The sequence below is a fragment of the Nostoc flagelliforme FACHB-838 genome (genome assembly GCF_014698065.1).
In the GTDB taxonomy this organism is placed as follows: Bacteria; Cyanobacteriota; Cyanobacteriia; order Cyanobacteriales; family Nostocaceae; genus Nostoc; species Nostoc flagelliforme_B.
Map to the genome: position 1 here is coordinate 71,237 of NZ_JACJSI010000023.1, position 18,883 is coordinate 90,119.

The window sequence follows — 18,883 nt, forward strand, 5'->3', positions numbered from 1 at the left end:
GGGAATGAGGGATTATTGATTTTGGATTGTTGACTCTGCGTAGCTGCTGCTACCAAACTCATTTGCCCGTGTGCTAGGAACAAGTGTCCACCCTGCTTTGAGAAGTTTTTGATAAGTTGCCCACCCCTTAGAACCGCCTGGTATTTGATAATCTGGGACTGAAAAATGTCCAAAAGCTGTGTAAGGACGCCAAGGTTGATTAGGTTCTGTCTGCAAATACAGAATTTTCTCTCCGTCGCCACCAAACTTAGATAACCAGCACATTTGTCGATGCATTGCAAACTCCTTTGTTTTAGTTAGTAAGCATAATAGCAAACTTTTGTCAACTAATTTCTCACCCTTGGGGGTAATTTTTTGCCTAACACTTTAGACAAAATGTAATTAAGTTCTATCCACTACGGGATAATTGCTTAACAACTCATAGCCTGAAAGACAGCTGCTAATGGGATATAAAGATAAACAGCTTTACCTCACCTTCTTTATCGGGTGAGATTTTTCTAATGTTATCCGCGTTTTTTGCGATCGTGTGTAACAATAACTACTATTTTGGCTGAGTTTTGCAATCAGACAACAGTGTAGAATGGCGTTTACTTAAGCTAGATTTAGATCCCCGGCTTCTTGAAGAAGCCGGGGATCTAGGCAGCAAGTCGGTTTATGAGAAAGATGGAGCATACAACTTATCGCCGACAATCTGGCGAATTGTCTCTACTAATTGGGTGTATGCAAAGTTAGATAAAACTGGTTCTGCTGCTTGTAAGTGAATTGGTTGATCTAAATCAATCCATGACTTGCAACCGCCATATTTAGAATGGTAGGGAATTTCTTGCTCTTGGGAAAGTTTGTAAGTTCGTAAGAGCAGGAGATAAAGCGGCTGGCGTGGTTTCCATTTGAGGCGATCGCTAATAAAATTCTCGTTCCAAATATGGAAAGGAAGCAAGGCATTGACAATCAATTCGTCACTCACTGGCAAAATATCCGTAATTTCGGCCCAACTGCCGATGCGAACTGTTTCAGGATGCCAACCTGATGTTACGGGATAGACGCTATTGGCATACTCAGATTTCAGCATGAAAGCTTGCTGATGTTCATAAGTAGGATAAAGCAAAATTTGCTTGTGGGCGACTTGGAAATGTCCATTTCGTTCATGGATACCGCCTTTGCGAAGCAGCATAATTGTTTTGCCACTTTCCAAAGCATTTACGGCGACTGCCCATTCTTTGAAGGCATGAAAAGTTGTAGTCAATTCCATCAGCATCTACTGTAACTCTGATTTAATTTCAAGCAAAAACCGATAAAGTATGCACCTATCCAAGGAAATGAATTAGGAAGCAATTACGGAAAAGCGATGTCTACGACGGGTACGCCTACACTAGGTAATTCTGATGTGCAAATCACACCTATCTTGATAGAACTTGGCAAGCAGGTAAAAGAACGTGGTTAAGAATTGAGGATGCCAACTCGATTAAAACGATTTGAGCAGCTTATGAAGCCAGTATCACAACAATTGATATTGCTGAAGTTTATAGTGAAGGACACTCTAAGCGAATTGTCGCTGAAGCTTTATCTAATGTACACGTAGACGCGTAGCGGCTTGTCCCCAGACATCGCGTGGAGTATGCCACAAAAGTTTTTGCTAGTCATATTGTACCCTTACTCAGTTAGCTTTGGACTGGTTAATCGCTCAACCGCAAACAAATGCGTAGACGCGTAGCGACTTGCCGTCAGACATCGCTGGGGCGCGTTATCCCAAACAAGCACTAGATAACGCTTTATGCCGCCGAACTAGCAGAAATTGATGCCATTGGACGTATTGTTAATGAGCGTCTGGATGACAGTCAGATTATGTAGAATTGATGACAATGCAGTTTGGTTAGCTATGCTCATCTCTAGAATATCCCTTCAACTTTCTTAAAAATAGCGTTAGGGATCAAATTTATACTTCTAGATTGCAAAATCTAACAAAACGTCAACTTTAGTAAACCAAGGGTTGCAACTCACAAATTAAGTGCTAACTTAAATAGCAGGACACCAAACAAAATAAAACCGAACAAAAAGGGTCAATGACTTAGTGTCCCCTTGTCATCAGCCCAAGCAAATTTCAGCATACCAAATATTAGAAAAGTGGCAAAAAGCCAGATGTAAAAGGCACAGCCAAATCCTAAAGCGGAAAAACGCAAGAATGCTGAGTTTGTTAGTTTTTTAGTCCACCTTAGTTATTAACTTTCAATTACTTAATTAGTTTAACAATTTGAAAACTGTGAACTCGATAAAACCTGGTCAACCTCGACCAGGTTTTTGGTATTTTATTATGATGTGACTTTATCACTACGGCAGGGAATGCCGATTATGATCAAGGGAGAGGCTAGCGCCAAGGGTTTTTTGCCCATAAGCGACTGCTGTTAGCGAGTCATCAAGCTTTATCACCAAGGACGCAAAATAAAGAAGTTAAAAGGGTTTGTGCAGCCTCACAAAAAATGATATTACTGAGACAAAACCCAATCACTTAAAAGTTGGTTTACTTTATCCGGTATTTCATCATGGGGGCAATGACCTGCCATTAAGAAATGTTCTGTCAAATTAGGACAATATTGACGAAACTTTGGAGAACGTTCTCTAGTATTCATCCAAGGGTCAGCTTCTCCCCATAACATCAATAAAGGACAAGTTAATTGCTTTAGTAGCACATCAACTTTTTCTCCTTGAGGAGTGCTAAAAACTGAAACAAACACATCCAACGCACCCGGATCAAAAGCAGGACGAGAAATTTCTTCTACTAATTGGTCTGTAATCACACTTTTATCAAGATATACCTTTTCTAAAGTTTGGCGAATTACCCAACGTTGTCGCACATATTGAAATAACAGAAACTGAGCTAAAGGTTGTTGAAACATCCACTTAACCGAGTCACCCAGTAATTTCTCTAAAGAAGAGGGTTGTTTGGGTGGCTGAATTTCGCTTTGCAAAGCTTCAGGTTCAGATGTTGCTTGGCTTTCGCTAAAAGGCCCGGCACTATTGAGCAAGACTAAACCAGCTACATTCTCAGGACGTTGTGCTGCAACACACAAGCAAGCATAGCCACCAAGGGAGTTACCCGCTAATACTGCTTTTTGACCAATCACTTCACTGATAAAATCGTTAAGTTGGTCGCGCCACAAGTCGCCACTGTACTGCAATTTTGGTTTTGCCGATCGCCCGAATCCCAAAAGGTCGATCGCAAATACTTCAAAATCTTGACACAATCCTGTGATATTCTTGCGCCAGTGGTCTGTAGAAGCACCAAATCCATGTACCAAAAGCAAAGGCGGACGTTGGGTTTGTTTCTCTCCCGCACGCACATAGTAAACGTTGTGCCCGCGCCACTGCCAATATTTACCAGGGATTGGAGTTATAGAGGAGGCTGTAGTTACCTGCATGATTTAAAGAAATGTTAAGTAGCTTTTAATAATTGTAAACTAGTCGGGAGTGGGGAGTGGCGACTAAGGACTGAGGACTGGGGAAGAGTTTTCCTAAGCCAATGACAAATAACAAATGACAAATGACAAAAGAAAATTTAATTACAGGCAAAACTAAACTACTAGGAGTCATTGGACATCCTGTGGAACATTCGCTGTCGCCAGTGATGCATAATGCTGCAATCGCCCAATTAGGTTTAGATTACGTTTATCTGCCTTTTCCGATTGAACCAGAGAATTTAGAGGTGGCGATCGCAGGTTTCGCGGCTGTTGGGGTTGTCGGCTTTAGTGTGACAATACCTCACAAACAAGCAATCATCCCCCTGCTTTCAGAAATTACACCCCTGGCTCAAACTATCGGTGCAGTAAATACTGTTAGCCGCCAAAATAACAAATGGGTAGGCACAAATACAGATATACAAGGATTTATTGCCCCTTTGCAGACAACATATAAACAGGATTGGAGTCAGAAAGTAGCGGTAATTTTAGGTAATGGCGGTGCAGCGAGAGCAGTTGTAGCAGGTTGTATTCAGTTAGGTTTTGCCCAAATTCATGTTGTTGGGCGCAATATGCAGAGATTACAAGAATTTCGCAATAGTTGGAGCAATTCAACCCTAGCCGAAAAATTCCAGGTTCATCAATGGGAAGAATTACCAAAGCTAATTCCCCAAGCAAATCTGCTAGTAAACACAACTCCGATTGGGATGTATCCCAAAATTAACGAATCGCCTTTGAGTGTAGAGGAAATAGCGAATTTACCAACAGGTGCGATCGCTTACGATTTAATCTATATTCCTAAACCAACGCAATTTCTACAGCAGGCAGAAAAACAAGGGGCAATTGCGATCGATGGTCTAGAAATGCTAGTCCAGCAAGGGGTAGCAGCATTAAAAATCTGGTTGCAGCAGGAAGCTTTGCCTGTAGAAGTGATGCGTCAAGCGTTACAAAATCACCTGGGTTTGGGGGGATGAAGAGATTTTGTAGGGGCGCAAGGTCTTGCGCCCCTCCTGTGGGACGTTTTTTTACTTTTAATTTCTACCTTTGAAAGAGTCTAGCCATTCTTGAACTTGCTCTCGTGCAATATCGCGCCCTCCAAGACCAAAGGCTAGGGCTATAGCAACTGCGATCGCACCTAATAAAAGTCCAAAAGCTAAATTCACAATATCACTGGCAACTCCAATCTGTTGCAGTGCCATTGCAGAGACTAAGGTAATTATTGCAATCCGCGCTACTTGCCCTAAAATCTGGGCTTGGCGATCGCCGGAACTGGTAATGATGTTAAAAGCCAGATTTGCCAAGAATAAGCCAATGGCAAATATTACTAATCCTGCCAAAATCCGTCCAAATATGATGACAATACCAGACACTAATGCTGTCAGGGCTGGAATATTCAAGATATTCACCGCCGCCACTGTTGCAAATAGCATGATACCCACTAAAGCAACAATACCTGCAACTTCCGATGGAGTGCGACTTGGAGTAGGTTCAACTGTTGGTTCTGTGGAAATTTCGATGCGTCTGCTGGGTGTTGCCAGACCCAAAATAGTGAAAATGTTATTAAAGCCTAAATTGGTGAGGATGCTTGTAACCAAATCTGCGATAAACCGCCCCACAAAATAGGCAACAATCAAAATTGCTACGGCTGTAAAGATAGCAGGGAGGGCGTTGAGAACCTGTTGCAGCATTGCGATCGCAGGCACTGATATCGCATCAATTCGCAAGGCATTAAGCGCTGCGATCGCTACAGGAATCAAAATCAAAACATAGACAATTGTGCCGATAATACTCGATAGAGGTTGCACCCCCGCAGCCGAGGATAATCCCAAGCGAGTACCTAAATTGTCTATACCAGTTGTCGCCAGCAAGTTTGTTACAATCCGCCGTACCACGTTAGCTATGAACCAGCCAACTACAGCAATTAATATTGCCGCTAAAATGTTCGGCAGAATTAGCAGAACTTGTGTAATTAGAGCTTGGACTGGTTGTAGAGCCTGCCTAAGTCCAAGAGTATCCAAAACTGGGGCAAGAAACAGTAAAAATATAAACCAATACAGAGCATTGCCAATCGTCTCACTCAGAGATAGTTGATTGAGGCTAGGTGCGCTGTTTTCTGGTTCTGGATTCAAACGCTCATCCAGATTAAATGCCTGTAATGAGCGCACAGTGATAATTTTCACAATGGTCGCTAAAAACCAGGCAGCTGCCAAAAGGATTCCCGCACCAACTAACTTTGGCAAAAAGCCAATCAGTTGATCGAGAAAATTATTGAGAGGTCGAGAGGCAATTTCCAGATCCAATGTCTGTAAAACAGCTACCGCCGTCAACAGGATAATGCTCCAAAAGACTAAACTGGAGATGAATTTCTCCACTTGGGGAACATCTTGACGACCCGTTATTCCTGCGGCAATGCGGTTATCTATGTTTGTGCGGTTGAGGATTCCTCGCGTCACTGCTGCTGCGATCGCTGCAATTAACCAACCTACTAGCAAAATTGCTACTGCCCCCAGTAAACGGGGTGTAAACAGAATCAACTGTTGAACAATACCTCGCACATCAGCGATTCCTTGATTTACTGCTGGTTGCATTGGTTGCAGGTTAGGCGAGGATTGTGCCAAAAATTGCTGCATCCTTGTGGACAAAGCAACTCCGTAGGCGTAGCCCGTAGTAGACATCACCTCGGTTATTCCTTGCGAAGTTGTGTTCATGGTTTTCGGGAATTATGCTTAAATATTTGCCGCAAACACTAAGTCAGTGTTTTGCCTATCAATTTACCAGTAAAAACATACATATATTGATCGATATCAAGACTAATTATTGACTTTGTTACTCCTATTTAAATTGGGCATAACTTATTTCTCCCCCTGCCTCCCCTGCCCCCACTCCCTGCTTTGTCGAATTTTGCGTTACTCTAATTGCAGCAACAGCACCAAAGATGTAGAATGTCCCAAGTTTTGGAACAATCGATTCAAATTAATGCTACAGCTACGGTGGTAGAGCGCTGTATTAGCGATTTAGCTCTCATGCACCGTTGGCTCAACCCTGTACTCCGTTGCGAACCTGTAGGTGAAGCTTGGAGTACTGATGTAGGCAGTAAAAGTCGTTTTATCATTCAAATTCCTTTACTAAAACCCACGCTTAATAGCGTAGTTGTAGAACGACAGCCAGGTTTGGTAGTTTGGGAATTTCAGGGATTTTTTCAAGGACGCGATCGCTGGGAATGTCAACCTACAGAAAAGGGAACGCTTCTATTGAACCGCTTTGAGTACGATATTCCTAACCCCTTAGTGAGTTGGGGTTTCAACACCTTTGCTGCATCTTGGACAAAACAAGATATGCAAGCCCAACTGCGCCGCCTCAAACGAGTCGCAGAAGAACAAAATTAGTCATTTGTCATTGGCTTAGGAAAACCCTTTCCCAGTCCCTAGCGATAGCGCAGCGTTAGCAAGGCACGAGCGTCTGCACTGAGTTTCGAGTGCGCTCAACTACTGCGACTGGTGAGCGTAGCCGAACCATGTCGTACCACTTCCCTACGAGACACTACGCGAACGTAAAAGCAAGCTAGGCAAAGCGTCTTGGAGAGAAGTGTCCCCAGTCCCTATCGTTCTTTCCCCAATTCGGTAAGTAGCCTTCGAATCATAGATGCATCCTCGGCATCAGGAACTTTTGTTAAATAATTTTGTAAGTCATCTACGGCTTGGGGATAGTAACCGAGTTGATAATAAATCAAACCGCGATCGCGCATTTCTAAAGTTAAACCAGGAAACAGCAACAAAATTCGTTCAACTGCTGCTAGCGTTTTTTCTAACTCTTGCTGTTTGAGGTAAATAAATTTTAAATTTGTCAGCATCCGTGCCAAAAATTGCCGATTGCTGACTACAGCTAAAAATTCTGGTTGCAGCGTCACGGGTTGCTGATAAAGCTGAGACAGTCGTTCTTCGCAATCTTGAGCAAATATTATTTCACCAGCGTTGAACGCATCCACAAAAATCTCTATATCTGGAATATCTGGGCGGATTAGGAAATGTCCCGGCATCCCCACACCCACCATCGGGAAATCAATCCGTCGCGCAACCTCTAGGTAAACCAACGCCAAGCTAATAGGAATCCCCAGTCGGCGCTCGATTACATCATTGAAAAAGCTATTGCGCGGGTCGTAATAGTCAATTTTATTACCAGAAAACTTTAAATCTTCGTAGAGATACTGATTAATACTTTGAACTATCCGCAAAGGATATCGTGAGTCAGGTAGACGTTCTTGTAACTCCCATGCCATTGTATCAAGGGCGTTGAGATATTCCTCTGGGTCTAGGTTAGGATATTCTTCTAGTGCAATATACAAAGCTGCCTTTGCTAAGTCAATTTGCTCGTCAGACTGCTGAATCTCTTGATAAAAATATTGTCGTGCTGACGAGAAATTCATAAGCTGTTGCTCGGTGGAAATGTGAGGATGAAGCCCTAGCTACGCTTAACCTAGGCATCGCGGCTTGGCTAAAAGCAGTTTTTCGTATCTATCTTTATCTTATTGATATTCAGAAGTTTTGGTTCAAAAGTTTTGGAAATGTAGTTTCTAGATAAGGGACTTCCCAAAATTAAATTATTCAATTTTTGGAGCGAAGACGATCGCTAGATTTTTCCTCCCCTGCTCCCCCTGCGCCCCCTGCCCAGCAAAGCGATGAGTCTTTTTTTAAGTGGAAGTCCCTAACTAGACTTCTGGCTTTCGGTAGTCTCAATATAGATTCTGTATAAAAGTACAAACAATACTCAAAGACCTAACTAAAGCATAAATTTATAACTAACTCAGTTTGAACCCTGCTGCCTCTGCACCATCCTGACACGCCAGTTTTGATTTTGAGTGTTCTCCAGTCCTGATGCTAAAACTTACCTTAATTTTGATTCCGAAGCCCCAGTCTTAAGGATCAATTTATGGCGTAGAGTAGGGTCGTTCAGTGCTAATCTGAAAGGTGACATTGCTTAATTTTATGTCTTCTCCGACCTCATCTGAAATCTAGCTTCAATCATTAGGCGCAGCATGGTCACAACCGCAGAAAAAACAAACATTGGTTACATTACCCAAATCATTGGCCCAGTTGTAGACGTTAAATTTCCCGGCGGGAAATTGCCACAAATCTACAACGCCTTGATCATCAAAGGTGCGAACGAAGCTGGACAGGAACTCAACCTCACTGTTGAAGTACAGCAACTGCTGGGCGACAACCAAGTGCGGACTGTTGCAATGAGTTCCACCGAAGGCTTAGTACGCGGTTTGGAAGTTGTCGATACAGGCGCTTCTATCAGCGTACCAGTTGGTAAAGCCACTTTGGGCCGGATTTTCAACGTTCTTGGCGAACCTGTAGACAACAGGGGGCCTGTAAATGCTGAGACAACTTTACCTATCCACCGTTCTGCTCCTAAATTCACCGACCTGGAAACCAAACCTTCGGTGTTTGAGACTGGGATTAAAGTTGTTGACCTTCTGACTCCCTATCGACGCGGCGGTAAGATTGGTCTGTTCGGCGGTGCTGGTGTTGGTAAGACCGTGATCATGATGGAGTTGATCAACAACATCGCTACTCAGCACGGTGGAGTATCCGTTTTTGCTGGCGTGGGTGAGCGCACCCGTGAAGGCAATGACCTCTACAACGAAATGATTGAATCTGGGGTAATCAATAACGAGAGCCTCAATGATTCTAAAATTGCTCTTGTGTATGGTCAGATGAACGAGCCACCTGGAGCGAGAATGCGGGTTGGTCTGTCAGGATTGACAATGGCAGAGTATTTCCGGGACGTAAGTAAACAGGATGTGCTGTTGTTTATTGACAACATCTTCCGGTTCGTACAAGCAGGTTCGGAAGTATCGGCGCTACTCGGTCGGATGCCTTCAGCCGTAGGATATCAGCCTACATTGGGAACCGATGTGGGTGAACTGCAAGAGCGGATTACCTCGACTACCGAGGGTTCGATTACATCCATTCAAGCAGTATACGTACCTGCGGATGACCTCACTGACCCCGCACCTGCTACCACCTTCGCCCACTTGGACGGTACAACAGTGCTGTCTCGCGGTTTGGCATCAAAGGGAATTTATCCCGCAGTAGACCCATTGAACTCTACTTCCACCATGCTCCAGCCCAACATTGTAGGTGACGAACACTACAATACTGCTCGGGCGGTGCAATCAACTCTACAACGCTATAAAGAACTCCAAGACATTATCGCTATTCTTGGTCTAGATGAATTGTCTGAAGATGACCGTCTCATCGTAGCGCGGGCCCGGAAAGTTGAGCGTTTCTTGTCTCAGCCGTTCTTTGTAGCAGAAGTATTCACCGGTTCTCCTGGTAAGTACGTGAAGTTGGAAGATACCATCAAAGGGTTCCAAAAGATTCTGTCTGGTGAGTTGGATGATCTGCCAGAACAGGCTTTCTACTTGGTTGGCGATATTAACGAAGCGATCGCTAAAGCTGCAAAAATCAAAGGTTAGTCATTAGTCATTAGTCATTAGTCATTGGTCATTAGTTCAACCGCTAATGACTAATGGCAATTCCCAAAGACGAATGACATAGACGCGCCAGCGGCTACTCTTCGAGAACGCCAAGGGCTTCCCGCAGGGTAGGACAAAGGACGAAGGACAAAGGACAAAGGACAAATGACATTAACCGTTCGTGTAATTTCCCCAGATAAAACAGTATGGGATGCCCCAGCTGAAGAAGTTGTTTTGCCTAGCACGACTGGTCAACTAGGTATCCTAACTGGACACGCACCACTTTTGACCGCTTTGGATACTGGTGTAATGCGAGTCCGTGCCGCTAAAAATCAGAATTGGGAAGCGATCGCTCTTTTGGGTGGCTTTGCCGAAGTCGAAGAAAATGAAGTAACAATTCTGGTTAACGGCGCTGAACGTGGCGACAAAATTAACCTTGATGAAGCCCGTACTGCTTACAACCAAGCAGAAGCGCGTATAAGTCAAGTGTCAGCAGACGATCGCCAAGCCCAAATCCAGGCAACTCAAGCCTTAAAACGTGCCCGCGCTCGGTTTCAAGCCGCTGGCGGTTCGGTCTAATTTAACTTTGTAGGTTGGGCAATATCCAACCTACACCGAAATATTTATTAATTTAAAAAAAATTACGTCAAGTTTAAGAAATTGAACCCAGCCTTAGTGAAGTGTTAACTTAGCTAATTAGTTGCCCAGATGGGCAAAAATTATGAAAAGCTTTTCATCTTTGCTTGGCAAGCGGAAACAAAATCAGGCAGTTCGTTTTGCAGCATCTATCGTCGCAATGTTAGCGATGGCTGGTAGTATTCATTCTGTAAATGCTACTTCTGTAAAAATAACTACTGCAAAAGAAATTAATTCGGCATCAGTCCAACGAAATCAAACCACACCAAATATTGCCCAGTTACAAACTGGTAAGACTCAATATCAAACTGCTGGAATTGATCCTGTTGTACTAGTTCCCATCCTACTTGTCGGCGGTTTCGTCATATTCGTGCCCCTGTTCTTTGGCGGACTGGTAGTTATTGGCGAACGTGAAGTTGGCATTGTAGTCAGGAAATTTACCCTTTCCGGGCGTGGACTTCCTGCCGGCAGTTTAATTGCCCTCAACGGCGAAGCTGGCTTGCAAGCAGATACTTTAGCTCCTGGTTGGCATTGGGGCTATTGGCCTTGGCAGTATTCTGTAAAGAAAGAATCGGTAATTGTCGTTCCCCAAGGGGAAATTGCTTTGATTGTGGCAGCAGATGGCGCATCCATCCCCCCAGAAAGGATTTTGGGTAAAATTGTCAGTTGCGATAACTTCCAAGATGCTCGAAAATTCCTCACCGAAAGTGGTGAGAAAGGGCGGCAGATGGGTTTTCTCACGGCTGGTACGTACCGGATTAATACCGCCTTGTTTAAAGTCATTATGGCATCAAATGCCAGCGCTCATGGCATGGCTCCAGAACAGTTGCGGGTGTACAGTCTGGCATCTGACAAAGTTGGCATTGTCACTACCTTAGATGGTGTACCAATTTCTGCCGGTGAACTTGCAGGCCCGATAATTGATGGACACGACAACTTCCAAAATGGTCAGAAATTTATTAATGGAGGTGGGCGGCGAGGTTTACAAGAACAGATATTGCTTTCTGGTTCTTGGAACTTGAACCCCTGGCTTGTCCAAGTTGAGCAAGTGCCGATGACGGAAATTCCCATTGGGTATGTAGGTGTAGTAATTTCTTTCGTGGGTAAGGCACATCAAGATGTTAGTGGTGCAGCTTTCACCCACGGTAACTTGGTGAATCAGGGACATAAGGGTGTGTGGGTCGAACCGCTATATCCTGGTAAGCACCCGATTAACTCCCGGATTATGAAGATTGAACTAGTACCAACGACCAACATCGTCTTAAACTGGTCAGGTCGGACTGAACGCCACAGCTATGATGCTAAACTGGCTTCTTTAACAGTGCGATCGCGTGATGGGTTTGCCTTTGATTTAGAAGTAGCACAAATTATCCATGTGGGTGCTTTAGATGCTCCGAAGGTAATTTCTCGCGTTGGTGCAATGCAAAATCTGGTAGACCATGTATTAGAACCAACTATCGGTAATTATTTCCGCAACTCAGCCCAAGACTATACTGTACTAGACTTCCTCACCGCTCGGAGCGAACGACAATCTGAGGCTGCTGAGTATATTAAAACAGCATTGCGGGCTTATGACGTGCAAGCGATCGACACCCTCATTGGTGATATTTTGCCACCAGCATCACTAATGCAGACACAGACAGACCGAAAAATTGCCGAAGAAGAACGCAAGACTTATGAAGTCCAGCAGATGGCGCAAACCCAACGGCAGCAGCTTGTCCGGGAAACGGCATTGGCGGATATTCAGCAAGAAATGGTGAAATCGGAGCAGAGTGTGCATATTGCTGACCTAAAAGCCAAAGCCCAAATTAAGCAGGCGAACGGTGAAGCTGAGGGGACAAAACTCCGGGCAATTGCTGAGGCTGAAGGTATTCGGGCCACAGGTAACGCCAAAGCTGAAACCTACCGCGTTGGTGTGGAAGCCTTGGGTTCACAAGGTTATACAGCAATGCAACTAATGCAGATTATAGGCGATCGCAATGTCCGCTTGATACCAGATGTCTTAGTTGGCAGTAACGGCAGCAATAACGGCTTAGTGGATGGGCTACTATCCATGATTCTATGGAATCAAACTGGTAAGGGTGAATTGACACCAACACATTTGCATCCACAACCAGTAGTTACCAAAACACAACCAACCCCAGAAAACGGTCATCCACCGATAGTTGTGAATTTTCCTGTAGATAAGTAACATCAGAAACATGAGGTAGGGGCATAACATTGTTGTGCCCTTACAAGAAACAAACAGCAATATCTTATGTGGGCAAAATGCCCACCTTGTAGGTAGAGAAATTTTGCTTTTACAAGAACGTTATCGTTTAATCAAGCAGATTGGTAAAGGGGGATTTTCTAAAACCTTCCTCGCTGTAGATGAGAGTGAGTTTCCTCCAATTCCTTGCGTCGTTCAAGAATTATCGCCAGAATACGAAACTTCTATTACTTTTCAGAAAAAGGCGCAACAGGTAGAAAAATTAGGTAAGCATCCCCAAATTCCTGCATTATTAAATTATTTTCAGCAAGATGGGCATTTCTATTTAGTGCAGGAGTTTATTGCAGGCACTAATTTAGCTCAGGTGGTTGAAGAAGAAGGCACTTTTAATGAAACTCAGATTTGGCAACTGTTAGAAGATTTGTTGCCAGTTTTTCAGTTGATTAGCGATCGCAACATCATCCACCGCGATATTAAACCCCAAAATATCATCCGCAGATCCCCAATTGCTAAAAAGGGGAATTTCGTTATAGTCGATTTTACCACTGTAAAAATCGTTACAGAAATTGATCGGCTAAGATCTGAAACCAGTATCGGTAGTCCAGAATACTCTGCACCAGAACAAGCGAAGGGAAAAGCAGTTTTTGCTAGTGATTTATATAGCTTGGGTGTAACTTGTATTTACTTACTTACCCAGATTCCGCCCTTTGATTTATATGATATTGCTAACGATTGCTGGGTTTGGCAACAATATCTTACTACTAAGGTAAGCGATGTCGGGCGACAAGACTCAAAGAGTCTACGCTTGGCGCAAATCCTCGACAAGCTGCTGCAAAAGACTATTAACCGCCGCTTTCAATCGGCTGATGAAGTTATGCAAGCAATGGGTATGGAATGTAAAACTCAAAATTTTAAATTACCAAATCCTCCTTGGCGATGCTTACATACCTTAACTGGGCATTCTGGGACATTAAGTAGTGTGAATGCTCTTGCCATTAGTCCTGACGGTTACACTTTAGCCAGTGCTAGTGATGACAAAAATATCAAATTGTGGGATTTAAATACTAAAAAAGTCCTAGCTAGCTTATCTGGACATTCCCAAGCTGTAAAATCAGTTACCTTCAGTCCTGACGGAAAAATTTTGGCAACTGCTAGCGATGATAAAACTATCAAATTGTGGCAGGTTAAGACATTAGAGGAAATCTGCACCCTCTTGGGACACGCACACGCTGTCAAATCAGTTGCTTTCAGTCCAAGTGGGCAGATTCTCGCTAGTAGTAGCTGGGATAAGACAATCAAACTCTGGGATGTAAATAATCGCAGAGAAATTTGCACCATAACTGGACACCAATTACAAGTAAATTCAGTAGCATTTAGTCCCCAAGGACAGCTTTTAGCTAGCGCAAGTTATGACAGAACAATTCGCCTGTGGCAGATACCTGCATTAGAAAGTTCTCAAAAAGAATTTGAAAACCGCCCATGCTATAGCTTGTTAGGCACCCTTTCGGGTCATGCATGGGCGGTTTTGACAGTCGCTTTTAGTCCTGATGGTCAAATTTTGGCGACGGGTAGTGATGATAACACTATTAAATTGTGGGAGGTAAACACTGGTCAGCTAATTTGCACATTTGTAGGCCATTCCTGGTCTGTGGTGGCTGTGGCTTTTACTGCCGATGGCGAAACACTTCTAAGTGCAAGTTGTGACAAAACAGTTAAACTTTGGAAAGTAAGCACAGCAGAAGAGATTGTTACTCTCTCTGGTCATATAGACTCAGTATCTGCTGTTGCTATAAGCAAAGTTACACAATTAATTGCAAGTGGCAGCCGGGACAAGACTATCAAACTGTGGCAGCTTGTAGAACAGGACAATAGCTAATTTTGTAATATCAGGCGCTACCTGTGAAGGCAACTTCTGGAAATTTCAATTGAGCTTCTGCCATTGGACGGTTTCTACCTTCCTCTTGCCAGTAGTTAATCACTTCTGTCGCTTTGTTAAGCAACTCGACACGATCCACATCAGTAATCCAATGTTTGGACTCTAATTCCTTTTTTAACTCTTCCCAGGCATCATTTCTGGGCCAAAAGAAGTACTTAGTCAAGGGACTTGTGCCTTTGCCGACAATTTGATCGACTGCAAGAGCAACGTTCTCGTCTAACCACAGAATTTTCAAAATAAACTTGGTCAATCACACCTCCGGGAATCTCCGGGCATTACTGAACTAGGATAGCGATCGCTTATTTTAACGCAATACTATATCAAATGACCAAACAGTGATTGAGAATGGTCTACCATAAGGTTTAGTCGGCGCTAACTAAAGATGCTTATGACTGCTCAACTGCCCCAATCTCAAACAACATCTGGTTCAGATTTGTATGAGCAAGATTTTTACCTGTGGATTCAAACCACAGCAGAACTGCTCAAGCAAGGTCGGCTCACAGAAGTGGATTTAGAGAATTTGATTGAAGAAATTGAAACGATGGGCAGGAGTGAAAAGAAAGCACTAAGAAGCAACTTGGAAATGGTACTGATGCATCTATTGAAGTATAAATATCAAGCCGATAAGCGCTCTGGTAGTTGGCGAGCAACAATTCGGGAGCATCGCAAACGCCTCAGGGAAGCTCTAGAAGAAAGTCCTAGCCTTAAACCCTATTTTAATGAGGTTTTCGGGCGATGTTATAACGATGCTAGGCTCTTGGCTACCGATGAAACTGAATTGCATTTGGCTATCTTCCCTGAAGAATCTCCCTTCACGCCAGAGCAAACCCTCAACCCCGATTTTTTGCCTGAGCCATAATTTCAACCTCACGTAAAATATTTTACTGTTAATTTTGAATTCGGAGCAAAGCGACGTGACTGCCCAACTGCCCCAATCTCAAACAACATCTGGTTCAGATTTGTATGAGCAAGACTTTTACCTGTGGATTCAAACCACGGCAGAACTGCTCAAGCAAGGTCGGCTCACAGAACTAGATTTAGAGAATTTAATTGAAGAAATTGAAACAATGGGCAGAAGTGAAAAGCGGGCATTGGAGAGCAATCTAGAAGTCTTGCTGATGCATCTGCTCAAATACCAAATTCAAACTGAAAGGCGCTCAAAAAGTTGGCAGTACACAATTTTGGAACACCGCAGGCGAGTCCAAAAGGCACTTCAGGAAAGTCCGAGTTTGAAACCTTACTTTGATCAGGTTTTTGCCGAAAGCTATCAAACCGCTAGACGGCTGGCTGTCATTAAAACTGGATTAGACATCGCTATCTTCCCAGAAAAATCTCTCTTCACGCCAGAGCAAGCCCTTGACTCCGATTTTTTACCTGAGCCATGAGCGCATTATGATGATTTAAAACTCTTTTGCTTCCTTACCCCATGACTCAACCAATTTCTGCAAAAGCGATCATTGTTTTCGATATTGATGGCGTTGTGCGCGATGTTAGCGGTTCCTATCGCCGGGCGATCGCAGATACCGTAGAATATTTTACTACCCAAGCATATCGTCCAACCCCACTGGATATTGACCAACTAAAGTCTGAAGGCGTGTGGAATAACGATTGGGAAGCATCACAGGAATTAATTTACCGCTACTTTGAAACCCAAGGACAGACGCGCGAACAACTACAACTAGATTACAGTGCGATCGTTGCTTTTTTTCAATCGCGTTACCGAGGTACAGACCCAAATAATTTTACTGGGTATATCTGTAATGAACCCTTATTATTACAACCTAGCTATTTAGAACAACTTACCCAAGCCGGGATTGCGTGGGGATTTTTTAGCGGTGCAACTCGTGCTTCTGCCAACTATGTTTTAGAAAAACGCCTGGGTTTGAAATCTCCAGTGTTGATTGCGATGGAAGATGCGCCAGGGAAACCTGACCCTACGGGACTTTTTGCTACAGTTCGTGAGTTAGAAAATGGAATTGAGCAAAAATTAGCGATCGTGTATGTAGGAGATACGGTAGCAGATATGTATACCGTCGAGAAAGCGCGGAGTCTAGATTCTTCTCGCACTTGGCTTGGTGTAGGAGTTTTACCGCCACACGTACAGGGAACAGCACCGCGTAGTGATGCTTATGGTGAAATGCTAATAGCAGCAGGAGCAGCAGTAGTTTTGCGTAATGTGCAAGAATTGACTCCAAGACAAATTCAAGAATTGGTGAGTTCATCTGCCCAATCTATGGTCTAAGATTAATCAAGCTAGGGGTGCATGAATAACTGGCTGATAACAATCTTGCTCCAATTATTGGAAGATAAATAAAATGTCTGCACTTAAACTGCCTAACGGCCCTCAAACTCACCCTTGGCTACAGATGTATCAATGGCTTACTAATCCCTTAGAATACATCGAAGACTGTGCTAAACGTTATGGTGATATCTTCACCCTTCAGCTAGGAAAAAATGTTGCTCCTCAAGTTTTTATTAGCAATCCCCAGGCGATTGGGCAAATTTTTACTACAGATCCAAAACAGTTAGACTCTGGTGAGTCAGCAGGGATTCAAGCGCCTTTATTAGGACGCCAATCACTACTGGCGCTGGAAGGAAAGCCTCATCAGCGACAACGAAAGCTATTGACACCACCCTTACATGGGGAACGAATGCTAGCTTATGGTGAATTAATCTGCGATATCACTGAGCAAGTAACTAATCAGTGGCAAGTTGGAGAAAACTTTGCAGTTCTGTCATCAATGCAAGCAATCTCTTTCCAAGTAATTTTGAAGGCTGTATTTGGTCTAGAAGATGGGCTACGTTACCAGAAACTCCATGAATTCCTGATTGCAATCCTGAATCCCAAAATCCCGATTTTAAGAACAGTTCTGCTTCTTTTCCCATCACTGCGACAGGATTTAGGAGCGTGGAGTCCTTGGGGGAAATACTTACGTTTACGGCAGCAAATTGATGAACTCATCTACGCCCAGATTCGCGATCGCAAAGCACAAGCCGATCCATCTCGGACTGATATTCTATCTTTGATGATGGCTGCTCGTGATGAAGCGGGAGAGCCGATGACAGACTTGGAATTACGTGATGAACTGATGACGCTATTAGTGGCGGGTCATGAAACTACTGCAACTTCGTTATCATGGGCGCTGTACTGGATTCATCATCAGCCGCAGGTGCGGGAAAAACTGCTGCAAGAACTAGATAAGTTAGGTGAACAACCAGATCCAAACGCTATTTTCCGATTGCCTTATTTGAATGCTGTCTGTTCTGAAACGCTACGCCTTTACCCAGTAGCGGTATCAGGACTAAATCGATTGGTTAAATCACCGCTACAAATTGGGGAATACAACTTTGAGCCTGGTACTTTGCTCATTCCCTCTATTTATTTGACCCATCATCGAGAAGATTTATATCCACAGTCGAAGCAATTTAAGCCAGAGCGTTTTCTGGAACGGCAATTTTCTCCTTATGAGTATTTACCCTTTGGTGGCGGGAACCGTCGCTGTATTGGAATGGCATTTGCCTTGTTTGAGATGAAACTGGTTTTGGCAAAAGTGCTGTCTCAGTGGGAGATGGAACTGGCTGATAGCAAACCAGTGCAGTCAGTGCGTAAAGGCTTGCTATTTAGTCCAGCAGGTGGCGTGAAGATGGTGGTGAAAGGGAAGCGTCCTGAAAATCAGTCTGTTTTGCAGATAAGTTCTAGTTCAGCTTAAAGATTGACAGCGTAGGTTGGGAAGGCTCAAGAAACTAGAGCATTCCGCAAAGAGCAAAAATCAAGTTATATCATGTTCAGTAAATTATTAGGGCTAAAGCTGCTTATAACAATAAATTGCCATTTTTTATTTGTAGTAAGCGGCTTTATGTCTAATATTTTTGACTAAAGTCAGAATTACGAATTTAAAAGAATAAAATCTGAAGGGGTGACAAAGGGGCTAAAGCCGAGGAAATATAAGAGTGTGACCGTTTTGGGGTAAAAAAAGATAGGTCAGGTATTCTCAACAAGACCTATCAAATGATAATGTTACCTAAATTCTACCAAAACTGCTTTCAGAATCTACTGACACCCACACAGTACAAGATGCTGGAAATCTTGCTGATGCTATTGCAATTTCATAAAACTGTGACGATTGAGAAATTGGCAACAGTATTTCCCCAACCAATAAAATTTGAAAGTC

16 protein-coding genes and 1 pseudogene are annotated in these 18,883 nt (G+C 43.5%); 11 read left to right on the top strand and 6 right to left on the bottom strand.

Annotated features, from left to right (window positions below):
- Positions 1-12: 12 nt before the first annotated feature.
- Positions 13-276, bottom strand: a complete 264-nt coding sequence (locus tag H6G97_RS14200; protein WP_190941223.1) for a hypothetical protein — start codon at positions 274-276, stop codon at positions 13-15.
- Positions 277-652: 376 nt separating this feature from the next.
- Complete coding sequence (locus H6G97_RS14205; protein ID WP_190941224.1) at positions 653-1,255, bottom strand: DUF1802 family protein; 603 nt, start codon at positions 1,253-1,255, stop codon at positions 653-655.
- Between the two features lie 90 nt (positions 1,256-1,345).
- On the opposite strand from H6G97_RS14205, the pseudogene H6G97_RS55940 reads away from it, so the two are divergent.
- Positions 1,346-1,572 (top strand): annotated as a pseudogene (locus tag H6G97_RS55940) (aldo/keto reductase); the annotation flags it as partial.
- A gap of 908 nt (positions 1,573-2,480) precedes the next feature.
- Here the strand turns inward: H6G97_RS55940 and H6G97_RS14215 are convergent.
- Complete coding sequence (locus tag H6G97_RS14215; RefSeq protein ID WP_190941225.1) at positions 2,481-3,413, bottom strand: alpha/beta fold hydrolase; 933 nt, start codon at positions 3,411-3,413, stop codon at positions 2,481-2,483.
- A 122-nt stretch (positions 3,414-3,535) separates the two neighbouring features.
- On the opposite strand from H6G97_RS14215, the gene H6G97_RS14220 reads away from it, so the two are divergent.
- Complete coding sequence (locus tag H6G97_RS14220; RefSeq protein WP_190941226.1) at positions 3,536-4,423, top strand: shikimate dehydrogenase; 888 nt, start codon at positions 3,536-3,538, stop codon at positions 4,421-4,423.
- A 57-nt stretch (positions 4,424-4,480) separates the two neighbouring features.
- On the opposite strand, the gene H6G97_RS14225 is transcribed toward H6G97_RS14220, so the two are convergent.
- Positions 4,481-6,157: a mechanosensitive ion channel gene (locus tag H6G97_RS14225; protein ID WP_190941227.1), complete on the bottom strand. Its 1,677-nt coding sequence runs from the start codon at positions 6,155-6,157 to the stop codon at positions 4,481-4,483.
- A gap of 234 nt (positions 6,158-6,391) precedes the next feature.
- Here H6G97_RS14225 and H6G97_RS14230 point away from each other — a divergent pair, with 234 nt between their 5' ends.
- Positions 6,392-6,835: an SRPBCC family protein gene (locus H6G97_RS14230; protein ID WP_190941228.1), complete on the top strand. Its 444-nt coding sequence runs from the start codon at positions 6,392-6,394 to the stop codon at positions 6,833-6,835.
- Between the two features lie 212 nt (positions 6,836-7,047).
- Here H6G97_RS14230 and H6G97_RS14235 read toward each other — a convergent pair whose 3' ends face one another.
- Positions 7,048-7,872, bottom strand: coding sequence for a SirB1 family protein (locus H6G97_RS14235; protein ID WP_190941229.1), 825 nt, complete (start codon positions 7,870-7,872; stop codon positions 7,048-7,050).
- A gap of 609 nt (positions 7,873-8,481) precedes the next feature.
- Here H6G97_RS14235 and atpD point away from each other — a divergent pair.
- The 4 genes from atpD to H6G97_RS14255 all read left to right on the top strand — a co-directional run bounded on the left by atpD (position 8,482) and on the right by H6G97_RS14255 (position 14,651).
- Positions 8,482-9,930 (top strand): F0F1 ATP synthase subunit beta, encoded by a 1,449-nt coding sequence (gene atpD, locus H6G97_RS14240; protein WP_190941230.1) that lies wholly within the window; start codon positions 8,482-8,484, stop codon positions 9,928-9,930.
- A 165-nt stretch (positions 9,931-10,095) separates the two neighbouring features.
- Positions 10,096-10,509 carry an ATP synthase F1 subunit epsilon gene (gene atpC, locus H6G97_RS14245; RefSeq protein WP_190941231.1) on the top strand — a complete coding sequence of 138 codons (414 nt, stop codon included), beginning with the start codon at positions 10,096-10,098 and terminating at the stop codon, positions 10,507-10,509.
- Positions 10,510-10,651: 142 nt separating this feature from the next.
- Positions 10,652-12,757, top strand: a complete 2,106-nt coding sequence (locus tag H6G97_RS14250; RefSeq protein WP_190941232.1) for an SPFH domain-containing protein — start codon at positions 10,652-10,654, stop codon at positions 12,755-12,757.
- A 103-nt stretch (positions 12,758-12,860) separates the two neighbouring features.
- Positions 12,861-14,651, top strand: a complete 1,791-nt coding sequence (locus tag H6G97_RS14255) for a serine/threonine-protein kinase (protein WP_190941239.1) — start codon at positions 12,861-12,863, stop codon at positions 14,649-14,651.
- 10 nt (positions 14,652-14,661) lie between these two features.
- Here the strand turns inward: H6G97_RS14255 and H6G97_RS14260 are convergent, their stop codons facing one another.
- Positions 14,662-14,961, bottom strand: a complete 300-nt coding sequence (locus H6G97_RS14260) for a 30S ribosomal protein PSRP-3 (RefSeq protein ID WP_069071048.1) — start codon at positions 14,959-14,961, stop codon at positions 14,662-14,664.
- Positions 14,962-15,099: 138 nt separating this feature from the next.
- Here H6G97_RS14260 and H6G97_RS14265 point away from each other — a divergent pair, with 138 nt between their 5' ends.
- The 4 genes from H6G97_RS14265 to H6G97_RS14280 all read left to right on the top strand — a co-directional run bounded on the left by H6G97_RS14265 (position 15,100) and on the right by H6G97_RS14280 (position 18,421).
- A complete protein-coding gene (locus H6G97_RS14265; RefSeq protein ID WP_190941233.1) occupies positions 15,100-15,570 on the top strand; it encodes a DUF29 domain-containing protein in 471 nt (156 codons plus the stop codon).
- A gap of 55 nt (positions 15,571-15,625) precedes the next feature.
- Positions 15,626-16,096 (top strand): DUF29 family protein, encoded by a 471-nt coding sequence (locus tag H6G97_RS14270; RefSeq protein WP_190941234.1) that lies wholly within the window; start codon positions 15,626-15,628, stop codon positions 16,094-16,096.
- A gap of 41 nt (positions 16,097-16,137) precedes the next feature.
- The gene (locus H6G97_RS14275) at positions 16,138-16,953 is read left to right on the top strand and encodes a TIGR01548 family HAD-type hydrolase (RefSeq protein WP_190941235.1); all 816 of its coding nucleotides are present in this window, start codon (positions 16,138-16,140) and stop codon (positions 16,951-16,953) included.
- 73 nt (positions 16,954-17,026) lie between these two features.
- Complete coding sequence (locus tag H6G97_RS14280) at positions 17,027-18,421, top strand: cytochrome P450 (protein ID WP_190941236.1); 1,395 nt, start codon at positions 17,027-17,029, stop codon at positions 18,419-18,421.
- Positions 18,422-18,883: the final 462 nt, after the last annotated feature.